We start from the raw sequence: 13,776 nt of genomic DNA, 5'->3' as shown, positions 1-13,776 counted from the left end.
GTACTGCACTTAAAAACAAGGTTAAAACCGATGCACACATCGCAACTTCAACGCGCGGGACTGGTGGTCATGCTGGCAGGGCAACTGCTGCCCATGATCGATTTTTCCATTGTCAACGTGGCGCTGGATGCCATGGCGCATACGTTGCGCGCCACATCGATTGAGCTGGCGCTGATTGTCGCCGTGTACGGCATTGCTTTCGCCATCTGCCTGGCGATGGGCGGACGCCTGGGGGATAACTACGGACGTCGTCGGATATTCCTGGCGGGAGTATGGATCTTCGGTATTGCATCTTTATTATGCGGCATCGCCAACAGCGTCGGCCTGTTGATGTTTGCTCGCGCACTACAGGGTGTCGGCGCGGCTTTCATCGTGCCGCAAATCCTCGCCACTATGCATGTCACCATGAAGGGCAGGGAGCACGCACGCGCCATTGGTCTCTACGGCGGCATTGGTGGGCTGGCCTTTATCATCGGCCAGGTGTTAGGTGGATTCCTGATCAAAGCGGATATCGGCGGCTACGGCTGGCGCAGCGTGTTCCTGATCAACCTGCCGATTTGCCTGTTTGTGCTGATCACCGCGCGACGTTTTGTGCCTGAAACCCACAATCATCAGCGCGTGCCGGTGGATGTCAGCGGCACCTTGCTGCTTGCAGGCGCGATTGGCTGTTTGATGCTGGCCCTGGCGCTCGGTCCGCTGCTGCACTGGTCATGGCCGTGCATTCTGCTGCTGGTGCTGTTCCCGGTGTTATTGCATCGCCTGCGTCAGAGTTCACTGCGTCTGGAAGCAGAAGGTGGTTCGCCGTTGCTGCCCCCTTCGCTGCTGCGTCTGCCAAGCGTTCGTTTTGGTTTAACCCTGGCGGTGCTGTTCTTCTCCTGCTGGAGCGGCTTTATGTTCGCGGTAGCGCTGACGCTGCAGTCAGGCATTGGCTTAACTGCATTTCAGTCGGGAAACGCGTTTATCGCACTGGGCGCTGCCTACTTCATCGGCGCGATGCGTTCAACGCGCATGGTGGAACGCTTTGGTAAACGCACCACGTTACTGACCGGTTGCGGCATCCAGATGATCGGTTTGATTGCACTGATCGGGACTTTCCAGTTTGCCTGGCCTGATGTTGGCGTCTTTACCCTGATGCCCGCCACCATCCTGATTGGCTTCGGTCAGTCGTTTATCGTCAGCACCTTCTATCGCATTGGCATGAGCGGTGTACCGCATCATCAGGCGGGCGCGGGCAGTGCGGTGTTATCCACCGTACAGCAATCGGCACTCGGTTTGGGTCCGATGCTGCTCGGAGGCGTTTTCACTCAGATTAACATGCATGGTAATCACCTGGCGGCCATCTCCGGCACCCTGGGCGTGGAGCTGTTAATGATGGTGACGCTGGTGATTTTGACCAGTCTGAACCGTCGCACTTTCCAGCCGGTGACGGCGGAAGGGTAATCCTTATGCTGTGATTTCTGCAGCGGCTTTTCAGCTTACTGTAAGGTAAGCGAAAATCCGTTGATTGCGCTGAATTTACCTTTGGCGCAGTGGTCTTTTTTCCGGAACATATCGCCGCAACTAACGGGCTGAACCGCGTGTTCAGCCCGTTTTTTTGTGGTGCGGCAGAAATGCGTTGAATGGAAAAACGGCAGGCTCATAGCAGATGAAAAAGATGTTAACCGGGTTACTTTTCATGGTAACCACCACAGCCTTTGGTGCAGACGATTTCACCCTCAGGGATATTCACTTTGACGGCTTGCAGCGCGTCGCACCGGGTGCAGCAATGCTGAGTATGCCCGTACGCGTGGGCGATCGCGTCTCGGATGACGATATTCGCAACACCATTCGTGCGCTATTTGCCACTGGCAACTTCGAAGATGTGCAAGTGCTGCGCGATGGTGATGCGCTGCTCATTCGTGTGAAAGAACGTCCGGCCATTGCCAGCATTTCCTTCTCCGGCAACAAGGCGATCAAAGAAGATCAGCTGAAGCAAAATCTCGATGCTACCGGTGTGCGAGTCGGTGAAGCGCTGGATCGCACCACGCTTTCGGATATTGAAAAAGGGCTGGAAGATTTCTACTACAGCGCGGGCAAATACACTGCCAGCGTCAAAGCCGTGGTCACGCCGTTGCCACGCAATCGTGTCGATCTGAAGTTCGTGTTTACCGAAGGCGTCTCGGCGAAAATTCAGCAGATCAACATTGTCGGTAATCACGCCTTCTCCTCTGATGAATTAATTTCTCATTTCCAGTTACGTGATGATGTGCCGTGGTGGAATTTTATTGCCGATCAGAAATATCAGAAACAAAAACTGTCCGGCGATTTAGAAACACTGCGTAGCTATTATCTCGATCGCGGTTTTGCACGTTTTAATATTGATTCAACGCAAGTGAGTTTAACACCCGATAAGAAAAGTATTTATCTGACAGTCAATATTCATGAAGGCGATGTTTACCATATTTCCGATGTTATCCTGAACGGCGATATGGCGGGACACTCCGCCGAAATTGAGAAACTGGCCCATATACCGCCAGGGGCTTTATACAGCGGTGCCAAAATTACTGAGAACGAAGGCGCGATCAAAGCGCTGCTCGGTCGCTACGGCTATGCTTTCCCGCAAGTCAGTTCTCAGCCTGAAATTAACGATGCAGACAAAACCGTTAAACTGCATGTGAATGTTGAAGCAGGGCATCGTTTCTACGTGCGTCAGGTGAAGTTCAGCGGCAATGACACCTCTAAGGATTCGGTGTTACGTCGCGAAATGCGCCAGATGGAAGGGTCGTGGTTAGCCAGCGATGCGGTTGATCAAGGTAAGGCCCGTCTCAATCGTACCGGCTATTTCGAAAGCGTCGATGTTGATACCCAGCGTGTGCCCGGCAGCCCTGATCAGGTCGATGTGGTGTATAAGGTGAAAGAGCGTAACACCGGCACTTTCAACGTGGGTCTTGGGTACGGCACCGACAGCGGCATCAGTTACCAGCTTGGCGTCAGCCAGGATAACTGGATGGGTACCGGTAATACCGTGAGTTTTAGCGGCACTAAAAACAGTTATCAAACCTATGTTGAGATTGCTGCCACCAATCCTTACTTCACCGTGGATGGCGTGAGTCTTGGCGGTAAACTGTTCTACAACGACTACAGCGCCGAAGATAATGACCTGTCTGAATACACGCTGAAGAGTTTTGGTGCCAGCAGTACGTTAAGCTTCCCGATCAGCGAAAACAGTAATCTGAGTTCAGGGCTGGATTACACCTACAACCGCGTCAGTAATATGGCACCACAGGTCTCGATGTGGCGCTATCTGGGATCGCAGGGCATCCATCCGAAAGTCATCACCACTAATGAAGATGATGATGACGATTACGCCACCAGCGATGAGAAGTTTGTCGCTAATGACTTCTTCTGGAACATTGGCTGGAACTACAATTCGTTAGATCGCGGCTTCTTCCCAACCTCGGGGGTTGCAGCGGGTTTCAACACCAAAGTGACGATCCCGGGATCGACCAACAGCTATTACAAAAGTACGCTGAGTGCCAACGCATACTTACCGCTTAGCAGTGACCATCGCTGGGTGTTGATGGGCCGCACCAAAGCGGGCTATGCGGATGGGTTCGGTGGCAAAGAAGTGCCGTTCTACGACAACTTCTACGCCGGCGGCTCCAGCTCCGTGCGCGGATTCTCATCCAATACCATCGGTCCAAAAGCGGCTTATTACAGCTGTGCTGGCAGTGAAAGCAGCTACGGTAATTGCGCGGTATCTAAATCAGATGACGCAGTGGGCGGCAACGCCATGGCAGTAGCGAGCGCGGAATTAATTGTTCCAACACCGTTTGTCAGCGATCGCTATGCGGATTCACTGCGTACTTCATTCTTTGTCGATGCCGGTACCGTGTGGGATACCAAATGGGAAAATACCGCGGCAACGCGCGCGGCAGGCATTCCGGATTATGGTGATCCAAGTGAAATCCGTGTTTCCAGCGGTCTGGCGCTGCAATGGCAATCGCCGCTTGGTCCACTGGTGTTCTCCTATGCCTTGCCAATCAAAAAATATGAAGGCGATAAGTCTGAACAGTTCCAGTTTAATATCGGGAAAACCTGGTAGTGGGTATTTCTCTGTTAAAGAAAGAAGTAAGATTTACGTTATCTTTAAACAGAGAGAACAGAATAAAATAGCCGTTTGCGTAAAATAGTCAGGGTACGGTGCTTATGGAATGAGTGCCTGCCACCATCGTTGTTATGCATTTTCTATCAATATATTTCGCCACCCATTTGGGTGGCTTTTTTATATTATTTAACCTTCGCTCAGGCGTAATCCGCTTTCTGCATCAAACAGATGAATCTTCTCGGCGTTGAATCCAATACGAATCTGATCACCACTCACTGCAGCATGACGACCGGCGATCTGCATGTGCATCGCATGGCCGTGCCATTCGAGATGCAATAACGTGGATTCACCGGTGATTTCGACCACTTTTACCGTGGCGAGCGCGCGCGTGTCAGCCTCGATGAGATCGTGAGGACGCACACCCAGCGTCACCTTTGCTCCATCACATTCACGTGCCGCCGCTTGCCAGCGCAGAGGTAGCGGTTGCCATAAATCCTGGCACTGCACACCCGGAATGCCCTCGCGCGTGATTAACTGTGCGGGTAACAGGTTCATCGGCGGTGATCCGATAAAACGCGCCACAAACGTGTCCGCTGGTCGGTCATAAATCGCCAGCGGGGCACCCTGCTGCACAATGCGACCTTCTTTCATTACCACAATCTGATCGGCCAGGGTCATGGCTTCCACCTGGTCGTGCGTGACATACACCATGGTGGTTTTGAAGCGTTGATGCAGGGATTTGATCTCGGCACGCAGCTCCATCCTCAGCTGTGCATCGAGGTTGGACAACGGCTCATCAAATAAGAACACTTGCGGATTGCGCACCATCGCGCGGCCCATCGCCACACGCTGGCGCTGCCCACCGGATAACGCACGCGGATAGCGCCCGAGCAGTTTATCAATGCCGAGAATCCCGGCGATGCGTTCGATTTTGCTCTGCTGCTCTTCGCGCTTCACTTTCTTCACCTGCATATGAAACGCGAGGTTCTCTGCCACCGTCAGATGTGGATAAAGCGCATAGCTTTGAAACACCATAGCGATATCACGATCGGCGGGATCGCGATCGTTGATTGCCACTTTATCCATCATGATTGCGCCATCCGACAGGCTCTCCAGCCCCGCCAGCAGACGCAATAAGGTGGATTTACCACAGCCGGACGGACCGACCAGTACGGTAAAACTGCCGTCGGGAATGTTAAGGTCGAGCGGATGCAGAACCGATTGTTTGCCGTAGCGCTTGGCCACTTTTACGAGTTCAACACTGGCCATGATTTAGCGCTCCTGTGCGGAAAGTTGCAGTTGATGCCAGTCGGGATAGCGACGTGGCTGGGTACTGATTGCCAGTGACGCCACCGCGATGCCCCATTGCAGCGCGGTGGTGATATTCTGCTGATGCAGCAGTGCGGTGAGAAAACCGGCGTTAAAACTGTCGCCTGCGCCAATGGTATCCACTACCGTGACCGGCTTAGCGGGTTGATTGAAGTGCTGATGTGATTGCCAGCAACCTGCGCCTTGCGCACCGCATTTGACCACGCAACCACCACGCCCGCTGAGTCGTTGTGCGAGTTGGGTGGCGGCCATGTTGAGATCCTCCGCGTCCATCAGGCCCAGCGTTTCGACCTCATTGAGCAGCAGCCAGTCACACAGCGGCAACCACTGCGTCATCTGCTGGCGAACCTCTTCGGTCCAACCCTGCGGCGGCCATCCGGTATCCACGGCGGTGGTAAATCCGCGTTGCTGCAACTCACTCAGTAACAGCGGGTATTCGTTGTAAAGATGCAGGCACAGGAAGGTGCCACACAGCAGCACGATATCGCCTTCATTGGCACGCAGCGGCAGTTGATTCAGCACATCTTCGGCGGTGAGCCGCACGATATGGCCAAGATTACTGAGGAAGGATCGCTCGTGATCGGAGTGCGTCACACCCACGGTGAGTGAGGTTTCACAGTGATAGCGCGTCCAGTGGGCGACGCTGTGTGGAAAGTAACTGCCCAGCCAGGCGCTCAGGCCGTCATCGCCCTGATTTGCCACTGCACGATGGCGCACCTGCATTGCTTCCAGTGCTAACGCACAGTTGCCCGCCGATCCGCCGGGACGCAATTCGCTGTGATTCATCATCACTTCGGTGCCACGCTGCGGCCAGTGGTCGAGGGTGCCCATAATCAAATCGACGTTAATATTGCCGACCACATACAGCGTGGCGGTAGTGTCCATGTTCATCTTCATCCTTTGCTCCCGCCACTGGCCAGGCCGCTCACCAGCGTTTTCTGCAGCCAGATAGCAATAAACAGCGGTGGCACGGATGCCAGAATGCCGACCGCTGCGATCAAACCATCATCGGTGGCGCGTCCGGCGGTAAAGCCCGCAATCGTCACTGGCAAGGTTTGTGCCGCAATGTTGCTGGTGAACAATAGCGCATAGAAAAACTCATCCCACGCCAGCAACCAGCCAAACAGCGCCGCTGCACCCAGCACTGGTTTCGCCAGTGGCAGGGTAATGCGCAGCAGCACCTGCCAGACGCGCAAGCCATCCAGCCGCGCCGCTTGCTCAATATCCTGCGGTAAGGCATCGAACTGGTTTTTCAGCATCCACGTCAGAAACGGCAGGATCAGCGAGCAGTAAACGATGATCAAACCGGGGCGCGTGTTAAGCAGATCAAACTGTTGCAGCAGGAAGTAGAGTGGCAGCACAAACGCCACTGGCGGCACCATATATATAGCGAGCGAGGCAAACAGCCAGCCATCGCGACCACGGTAGCGGGAGAAGCTGAATGCCGCTGGAATGGCCAGCAGCAGACAGATAATCGTCGCCCCGGTTGCCACTAACAGGCTGTTACCCAACGCATGAAGGAACAGCGTGCCGGGTTGGCCGGGTTCCAGTGAGATCAATCGGCCGTAGCGACTGAAGTCCCACTGGCGCGGCAACCATTCCAGCGGAACTCGCGTGAGATCGCTGGTGGCGCTGACGCTCATCAGAAACAGCCAGCCCATCGGCGCGAGTACGGAAATCGCCACCAGCAGCGCGGCGGCATATTTGGCCGTGCTGCGTAATTTAGCCTTCATACGCGCTCCCTTTGCGGCGCTGACGCCACAATAACAACATGTAAAGCGTGATCAGCACGGCGCACAGCAATGTCATTAACATGGCATAGGCGGCACCGCTGCCCGCGCGCAGATAGCTGAACGACTCCTGATAAACGTAGAAACTCAGGGTTTTAGTGCTATCGACCGGACCACCGCGCGTCATCACGTAGATGATGTCGAAAATCTTGAAGGCATCGATGGTACGCAACACCAGCGCAACGCTCAGCGGACCGACAATCGCCGGAAAGGTGATGGCACGGAAGCGCCGCCAGGCGGATGCGCCATCCAGACGCGCCGCTTCAAACAGATCGTCAGGGATGGATTGCAGCGCAGCCAGCACCAGCAGCGTCACCAGCGGATAGTTTTTCCAGATATCGGCAAACATCACCGCGTTGAGCGCCGAATCCGGCGATCCCAGCCAGCTACGATAGCCATCAATAATGCCGAGTTGTGTAAGCAAGGCGTTAATGCTGCCGTAATCGGGGTTAAAGTTGAGACGCCACATCATGGCGTTGACGATCGTCGGGAGCGCCCAGGGCAGAATCACCAGTACGCGCAAAATGTTGCGTCCTGCAAATTTCTGATTCAGTAACAATGCCACCAGCACGCCAATCACACCCTCAAACGCCACCGAGACCACGGTGAAGTAGAGCGTGCGCCACAGCGAAGTTTGGAAATCGGGATCGGTGATGGCGAACAAATAGTTCTCCACACCCACCCAGGCTGGTGCTTCACCGCTGCCAATGAGGGCAGCATCGGTGAAACTCAGCCAGATGGTGCGCAGCAGCGGCCAGGCGGTGAGCAACAGCATCACCAGCAACATGGGTGCTAACAGCACCCATGCCTGCCGCTGTTCGCGTTGACGCAAACTCAGCATGCTAACCCCTTAACGCAAACGCGCCGCACTTTTATCCACGGCCTGCATGGCCGCGTCTGGCGCGGCGCTGCCCACCAGCACTTGCTGCAATTGCTGCTGCAAGGTGTTGGAAAGACGGGAATAATCAGCGGTTTCCGGGCGCGACAGCATCACGTTTAGTGATTTGTCAGCCGCTGCGATCAGGCTTTCCTGGTTCTTCAATACCGCCGGATCCTGATATGAGCTTTTCCAGATGGGCAGGCTCAGGGTAGCGTATTTGTTTTGAACCGGTTGCGAAGTCATGTAGCTGATGTATTGCCACGCCTGGTCACCGTGGGTGCTGCCTTTGGCGATGCCGAGCCCCATAGAACCGTTCACCGCACCAAATTTACCCGGTGCATCGCCTGGTGCCGGAACGATCCCGACCTGACCGGCCACTTTGCTCTGCTTCGGATCGTTAGCCATGTTGTACATATAGGTCCAGTTCAGCGCGAACGCGGCGTCGCCGTTGGAGAAGGCTTTGCGCACATCCTCTTCCAGATATTCGCGTGATGCTGGGTTACTCAGCCCTTCATCCAGCGAACTCTTCATCAGCTTGACCGCCTGCAATGAGGCCGGGCTGGAGAAATCGAGCTTGCCGTTGTTATAGAATTTGCCGCCAAAGCCAGATACCAATGTGGTGTAATCACACACCAGCGCTTCCGCCTGCGACCAGCTCCACACCAGTGGATATTTGACGATGTTCTTTTGTTTGATGATGCGTGAGTCATCAATCACCTGTTGCCAGGTTTGCGGCGGGGTGGAGATCCCGGCTTTCTCCAGCATCGCTTTGTTGTAATAGAGATATTTGGTATCCAGGATCCACGGCATGCCAAGGGTTTTGCCGTTATAGACCACGGTGTTCATTGCGCCGGGGAAGATCTTCTCTTTTTCGTCTGCGGCGATACGGCTGCTGACGTCCTGCAGCAGATCAAACTTGGTGAATTCCGCAGGCCAGATGGCATCAAACAGCACCACGTCATAGCCGTTACCGCCTGCGCCACGCGCCGCGACAATTTTGTCGTGCAGCGCTTCGTACGGCACAAACTCCAGATTCACCTGCACATCCGGATGCGCTTTCTGGAACTCCTGCGTCATGGCGCGAATATCATTTTCGCTGTAAGCCGCCTGAGTCATAAACAGCGCATTGAGGGTGGTTGCGGCTGCCGCGCTACCGGCGCTGGCTAACATGACCGCGATGGCACAGCCTTTCAATGTGGTCGAAAACCGGATTTTCATAACATTTTCCGCCTTGATGCAAGAAGAGGGTGTTTAATTAAATCAATTTGATTGATTTAATAACGCGCACAGGTTGTCAGGTTGCTGCAGCTGACATCAATGAACTAAAGCAAGTGACGTGCCAGGGCATAAATCTCGTTTGCCGCTGGACACTACTCTCCACAGATTTTTGCTGCTGTCAGGTAAACAGGTTGTAAATTGTGTCGCCGATCATAGATATTGATGCGCTGGCAGTCGCGGGCGTGAAAAGAGGGAAGCGGGATGAAAACATCAGGAACCAATCTGGAGCATGCGCGCGCGCACAACCGTCGTGTGATCATTGAAGCGATCCGCTTGCACGGTGAATTGACGCGGGCTGAGCTGGCGCGACTCACCGCCTTAACCCCGCAAACCGTCTCCAATATCGTGGCTGAACTGGAAGCCGCCGAACTGCTTACCAGCCGCCAACCGCGCAAGCAGGGGCGTGGGCAACCGGCGATTCCGGTAATCCTCAATCCAGCCAGTGCGTTCTCCATCGGCATTCATCTCGACCACCAAACCCTGCTGATTGTGCTGGTGGATCTCACCGGTGAAGTTCATTTCCGCCGCCTTATTCTGGTGCAAAAACCCCAGCCCGATGCCACTTTAGCGCGCATTGCGGAGGTGCTGGCAGAGATCAAAACACAACTCGGTCACCGCTGGCAGAAAGTCCTGGGGATCGGCGTAGTGATGCCGGGTCCGTTTGGCGTTGAGGGGATTTCCTCGGTGGGTCCCACTACCTTGCACGGCTGGGAGTCGGTCGATATCGAAGCAAGGCTGGCCGAAATGAGCGGCGTGCCGGTCACGCTGGAGAACGATGCCACGGTCGCGGCGATTGGGGAGCGTTTCCACGGCGTTGCGCGCCATCTCAACTCGTTTATTTATCTCTACATCGGCACTGGATTAGGCGCTGGCATCATCATGGATGGCCATGTTTACAGCGGTCATGCGCACAACGCCGGAGAAATCGGGCATGTGGTGGTGGAACCGGGCGGACGTGAATGCTATTGCGGCAATCACGGTTGCCTCGAACGCTATGTATCACTGCAGGCGGCCTATGAATTCTGTGGGCTGGACCCGATGACCGCGTTGCCGGACGATCTGCTGGCCGTCGATCCTGCAGTATTTGATCGCTGGATTGATACCGTGCTGACGCCATTGCGTCAGGGCATCAATATGCTGGAGTGCATTTTCGATGCGGAGAGCGTGATCATCGGCGGCATGATGCCCGCCGCGCTGCTGGATAAGATCATTCAGCGCCTGCCGCCGCTCTTTCAGTCGGTGCGCGGGCGTTATCTCACCGGCTCACGTTTGAAAACGGGCATGACCGGCAGTGATACTGCGGCATTGGGTGCCGCAGCGTTGCCGATATTTGACGAGTTTAATCCGCAGTTTCAGGTGTTGATGAAATAAGGACAACAATGCGCAGGCAAGACCCATTCCTGCCCTTAAATGACGTTAAAACGACGGAAATCCTGACTTGCCATCTGCCAGAATACTGTTCCTGGCGCCTGCGCTGAGGCAGGTGACTTGATAGGATTTAACCTGCGAAAAATACGCTCAACTTTTGCTGCTCCCGGCCGTGCTCATCCATATTATCCGCCGCCAGCCAGGCCGATATCGCATGCTTCACCTGCGGCCATTCACCATCAATTATCGACAGCCAGTCGGTATCGCGATTGCGCTGTTTACGTGTCATTGCCTGGCGGAAACGCCCTTCATAAGTGAAGCCAAGACGTTCCGCTGCCCGACGTGAGGCGAGGTTAGTGGAGTCGCAACGCCAGGCCACCCGGCGATAGCCCAATCCAAATGCTTGCTGCAATAACAAGTAGATCGCTTCACAGCCCAGCACGTTGCGTTGCATCAGCGGTGACCAGGTAACATGACCGATTTCAATCGCACCGTTTTGAACGTCAATATTGGCGAAGCATACCGCACCAACCGCTTGCTGAGTGCGGTGGTCGATCACCGCGTAACTCACCAATCCGCTGTCCTGGCATTTTCCATTGATCCAACTTTCCATCTCTGCCAACGAGGCGGGCTGTGTCGCGCCCAGCCAGGTCCAGTCCCGATCGTCTGGTGCGCTTGAGAAGGCGGCAAACAAAGCGTGACTGTGCGCAATATCTAACGGTTCAAGCGTACAAAAGCGGCCGTTAAGCGGAATCGCAGTTGGCGAGGGCAGTGGTTGCCAGTCTGGCAAAGCTTCACCCACTGGCTGACCATATTGATTTAGTTGCGTCATCGTCTTTCCCTGGCTGAGTTGCACATTATGTGCAAAGGCACTGTGTCGCCATAATACACTCAGTTTATAACAAGAAAATTATCGGGCGATTTAAAATCTTTTTTACGCATTACCGTAATGACATTTTGTACCACCCATAACTTACCGACTTGTCTGTCATGGGTAATTGCACACGGAAAATGTAAATGTGTTTTATTGCACTTTAATACAAAACGCGTACCTTCATCATAATCAATTATCGTAGAAAGGTGTGTTTGAATGAATGTCTGAAATACGTTATCCAGTTCATGTAATGTGATGGATGGTTTATTACGCGGATCGTTTAGTCGTTCAAATGCGGCATGGAAAGTAAAATGAATTCTGGCGCAGTCTTCAGCGAGGATGTCATTGATATCAGCTTCCAAATCCAGGAGTTGTTGTTCCGTTATGGTCATAATGCTGCGCAGCAACCTCGCTCAGTTTGCGATTGAGCTCTTCATTTGAGAGTGCATGAACGGTCGCAACATGGGCGCTGTAGCTTAGCGTTCCCATCCGGACATCAAACTCTTCATTATCAAATGAATCGACAAAGACGGCGTTGCCGCTCTCAGCATCAAAGAATGAGGCGTAATTCTGCTCTATTTGCATGTCAAATTTAAACATACAGACTCCCAATCAAGAAACTATCTTCGATTATAGATGACAGAAATTACACCTTTTATGCAGTTTTAGCGACAAGCCGATAAACAATTCGCGATGAGTTTATCATCCGCTGAGCAATGTGCAATATTTAAATGGTCGAAGTGTTAAAATAATTTCTATTTAAATCATATTGTTAATGGTTTCGGTAACGAGATTTAATACTGTTTTATGGCCATATATGTCTCGATTTTTAATTTTCAACTTGTTAGCTTTACAGTTTCCAAAACCGAGAGTATGTGTTGTTAAAACGTGTAAGTAGATTCAGTCACATTATTAAAAATATATCTCGGACGAGAATCTTCAGAACAAAACAAATGGAGCTAAAATGCAGCCAAATCTACGCGAAGTCGCAGTCAAAAACGTTGAAATCGGTAGTAACGTTACGATTTACCAGCCTGCGAACGTTTATGGCTGCACCCTGCAAGACGATGTCTTCATCGGTCCGTTTGTCGAAATCCAGGCACATACGGTGATTGGAAGAGGCACAAAAGTGCAGTCGCACACCTTTATCTGCGAATACGTTAGCGTGGGCGAAAACTGCTTTATTGGTCACGGCGTGATGTTCGCCAACGATATGTTCCGGGATGGCAAACCCAATGCCGATCGAGAAAGCTGGGCGCGCATCACGCTGGGTAACAACGTCTCAATCGGCAGTGGCGCGAGTATTTTGGCGGTCAGCATCTGCGATGGCGCGGTCATCGGCGCGGGCAGTGTGGTGACGAAAGACATCACGCAGAAGGGCGTTTACGCCGGAAACCCGGCGCGTTTACTGCGGTTGCTATAGTACAAGGAACAGACTGGTTGTTTCGTTTATTTCGGATGTTGTTTGTTTCGTTTGTTTCGATTAGTATTAGAGCGCTGTAATTCACGAACTAAGAAACTGGAAAACTCATGACAAACTCAATTCTGGACAATGTCAGCCTTCCGGCTCAGAAGGAAATTGAGGCCGCTCTACGTGGACAAAGAGAACTGGCGACTTTTCTCTCCACAAAGCTGGAGACACAAGTCATATCCATTCAGGATGCAAACGACGAAACTCACCAAATCGAGTTGCCAACCTCAGCTTTAACGTTGCTAATGAAGGTGTTGGGAGAACTGGCCGTTGGAAATGCGGTGCAGGTCGTTCCGGTTCATGCTGAATTAACCACACAGGAAGCAGCCAATATCCTCAATGTCTCACGGCCTCATATGGTGAAACTATTGGAAGAGGGGAAGCTGCCATATCATAAAACTGGCCGCCATCGCCGCGTGCTTTTTGCAGACCTGATGCGCTATAAAGCTCAGCGCGAAAGTGAAAGTAATAATGCTATGCAGGAGTTGGCTGACTTAAGCCAAGGACTCGGTCTTTACTAATGACTCACTCGCCTTATCCGGTGCCCGCGTTACACGGGCAGTATTATTGATATATCTGTTGCGTCTGTGGAGTTGCCCCCGCTAAAACGGACACGGTTAATTTATAGCCAGCAGCGAACTTCTGTATTCCCTTGGTGACTGCATTTTCAGCCCTTTATGGGGATGCCAGTTATTGTAG

13 protein-coding genes are annotated in these 13,776 nt (G+C 53.1%); 5 read left to right on the top strand and 8 right to left on the bottom strand.

The features are described 5' to 3' along the window. Nucleotides 1–30: 30 nt before the first annotated feature. Together WFP70_RS21025 and bamA are read left to right on the top strand one after the other, a co-directional pair. Nucleotides 31–1,440: an MFS transporter gene (locus WFP70_RS21025; protein ID WP_337024315.1), complete on the top strand. Its 1,410-nt coding sequence runs from the start codon at nucleotides 31–33 to the stop codon at nucleotides 1,438–1,440. Between the two features lie 205 nt (nucleotides 1,441–1,645). Further along, on the top strand, nucleotides 1,646–4,084 hold the full coding sequence (bamA, locus tag WFP70_RS21020) for an outer membrane protein assembly factor BamA (protein ID WP_337024314.1): 2,439 nt from the start codon (nucleotides 1,646–1,648) through the stop codon (nucleotides 4,082–4,084). Nucleotides 4,085–4,273: 189 nt separating this feature from the next. Here the strand turns inward: bamA and WFP70_RS21015 are convergent, their stop codons facing one another. Genes WFP70_RS21015 through WFP70_RS20995 form a run of 5 tightly spaced genes read right to left on the bottom strand, consistent with a single transcriptional unit; the run spans nucleotide 4,274 to nucleotide 9,304 of the window. Continuing rightward, on the bottom strand, nucleotides 4,274–5,356 hold the full coding sequence (locus tag WFP70_RS21015) for an ABC transporter ATP-binding protein (protein WP_337024313.1): 1,083 nt from the start codon (nucleotides 5,354–5,356) through the stop codon (nucleotides 4,274–4,276). 3 nt (nucleotides 5,357–5,359) lie between these two features. After that, nucleotides 5,360–6,307: a carbohydrate kinase family protein gene (locus WFP70_RS21010; protein WP_442956362.1), complete on the bottom strand. Its 948-nt coding sequence runs from the start codon at nucleotides 6,305–6,307 to the stop codon at nucleotides 5,360–5,362. 2 nt (nucleotides 6,308–6,309) lie between these two features. Then, entirely contained in the window at nucleotides 6,310–7,149 is an 840-nt protein-coding gene (locus WFP70_RS21005; RefSeq protein WP_166932540.1) for a carbohydrate ABC transporter permease, read from the bottom strand. Beyond that, nucleotides 7,139–8,047, bottom strand: coding sequence for a carbohydrate ABC transporter permease (locus WFP70_RS21000; RefSeq protein WP_182057917.1), 909 nt, complete (start codon nucleotides 8,045–8,047; stop codon nucleotides 7,139–7,141). Before WFP70_RS21000 ends, WFP70_RS21005 begins: the two co-directional genes overlap by 11 nt. A gap of 9 nt (nucleotides 8,048–8,056) precedes the next feature. Next, the gene (locus WFP70_RS20995) at nucleotides 8,057–9,304 is read right to left on the bottom strand and encodes an extracellular solute-binding protein (protein ID WP_337024312.1); all 1,248 of its coding nucleotides are present in this window, start codon (nucleotides 9,302–9,304) and stop codon (nucleotides 8,057–8,059) included. 261 nt (nucleotides 9,305–9,565) lie between these two features. On the opposite strand from WFP70_RS20995, the gene WFP70_RS20990 reads away from it, so the two are divergent. Continuing rightward, on the top strand, nucleotides 9,566–10,735 hold the full coding sequence (locus WFP70_RS20990; protein ID WP_337024311.1) for an ROK family transcriptional regulator: 1,170 nt from the start codon (nucleotides 9,566–9,568) through the stop codon (nucleotides 10,733–10,735). Nucleotides 10,736–10,862: 127 nt separating this feature from the next. On the opposite strand, the gene WFP70_RS20985 is transcribed toward WFP70_RS20990, so the two are convergent. The 3 genes from WFP70_RS20985 to WFP70_RS20975 are packed head-to-tail and all read right to left on the bottom strand — an operon-like array spanning nucleotide 10,863 to nucleotide 12,206. Further along, nucleotides 10,863–11,564 carry a GNAT family N-acetyltransferase gene (locus tag WFP70_RS20985; protein ID WP_337024310.1) on the bottom strand — a complete coding sequence of 234 codons (702 nt, stop codon included), beginning with the start codon at nucleotides 11,562–11,564 and terminating at the stop codon, nucleotides 10,863–10,865. A gap of 59 nt (nucleotides 11,565–11,623) precedes the next feature. Further along, nucleotides 11,624–11,998: a hypothetical protein gene (locus WFP70_RS20980; RefSeq protein ID WP_337024309.1), complete on the bottom strand. Its 375-nt coding sequence runs from the start codon at nucleotides 11,996–11,998 to the stop codon at nucleotides 11,624–11,626. Beyond that, the gene (locus tag WFP70_RS20975) at nucleotides 11,958–12,206 is read right to left on the bottom strand and encodes a hypothetical protein (protein WP_058961653.1); all 249 of its coding nucleotides are present in this window, start codon (nucleotides 12,204–12,206) and stop codon (nucleotides 11,958–11,960) included. Before WFP70_RS20975 ends, WFP70_RS20980 begins: the two co-directional genes overlap by 41 nt. A gap of 364 nt (nucleotides 12,207–12,570) precedes the next feature. Here WFP70_RS20975 and WFP70_RS20970 point away from each other — a divergent pair, with 364 nt between their 5' ends. Both WFP70_RS20970 and WFP70_RS20965 read left to right on the top strand, forming a co-directional pair. After that, nucleotides 12,571–13,029 (top strand): acyltransferase, encoded by a 459-nt coding sequence (locus tag WFP70_RS20970; protein ID WP_097118776.1) that lies wholly within the window; start codon nucleotides 12,571–12,573, stop codon nucleotides 13,027–13,029. 107 nt (nucleotides 13,030–13,136) lie between these two features. Continuing rightward, complete coding sequence (locus WFP70_RS20965) at nucleotides 13,137–13,598, top strand: helix-turn-helix domain-containing protein (RefSeq protein WP_097118777.1); 462 nt, start codon at nucleotides 13,137–13,139, stop codon at nucleotides 13,596–13,598. Nucleotides 13,599–13,776: the final 178 nt, after the last annotated feature.

The organism is Pantoea sp. USMM079, from assembly GCF_037153115.1.
Classification (GTDB): Bacteria; Pseudomonadota; Gammaproteobacteria; order Enterobacterales; family Enterobacteriaceae; genus Pantoea; species Pantoea communis.
This window is presented reverse-complemented; position numbering and strand designations above follow the sequence as displayed.

Coding starts and splice junctions, on each gene's coding strand:
- WFP70_RS21025 (WP_337024315.1), top strand. CDS start 31: ATGCACACATCGCAACTTCAACGCGCGGGACTGGTGGTCATGCTGGCA.
- bamA (WP_337024314.1), top strand. CDS start 1,646: ATGAAAAAGATGTTAACCGGGTTACTTTTCATGGTAACCACCACAGCC.
- WFP70_RS21015 (WP_337024313.1), bottom strand. CDS start 5,356: ATGGCCAGTGTTGAACTCGTAAAAGTGGCCAAGCGCTACGGCAAACAA.
- WFP70_RS21010 (WP_442956362.1), bottom strand. CDS start 6,307: ATGAACATGGACACTACCGCCACGCTGTATGTGGTCGGCAATATTAAC.
- WFP70_RS21005 (WP_166932540.1), bottom strand. CDS start 7,149: ATGAAGGCTAAATTACGCAGCACGGCCAAATATGCCGCCGCGCTGCTG.
- WFP70_RS21000 (WP_182057917.1), bottom strand. CDS start 8,047: ATGCTGAGTTTGCGTCAACGCGAACAGCGGCAGGCATGGGTGCTGTTA.
- WFP70_RS20995 (WP_337024312.1), bottom strand. CDS start 9,304: ATGAAAATCCGGTTTTCGACCACATTGAAAGGCTGTGCCATCGCGGTC.
- WFP70_RS20990 (WP_337024311.1), top strand. CDS start 9,566: ATGAAAACATCAGGAACCAATCTGGAGCATGCGCGCGCGCACAACCGT.
- WFP70_RS20985 (WP_337024310.1), bottom strand. CDS start 11,564: ATGACGCAACTAAATCAATATGGTCAGCCAGTGGGTGAAGCTTTGCCA.
- WFP70_RS20980 (WP_337024309.1), bottom strand. CDS start 11,998: ATGACCATAACGGAACAACAACTCCTGGATTTGGAAGCTGATATCAAT.
- WFP70_RS20975 (WP_058961653.1), bottom strand. CDS start 12,206: ATGTTTAAATTTGACATGCAAATAGAGCAGAATTACGCCTCATTCTTT.
- WFP70_RS20970 (WP_097118776.1), top strand. CDS start 12,571: ATGCAGCCAAATCTACGCGAAGTCGCAGTCAAAAACGTTGAAATCGGT.
- WFP70_RS20965 (WP_097118777.1), top strand. CDS start 13,137: ATGACAAACTCAATTCTGGACAATGTCAGCCTTCCGGCTCAGAAGGAA.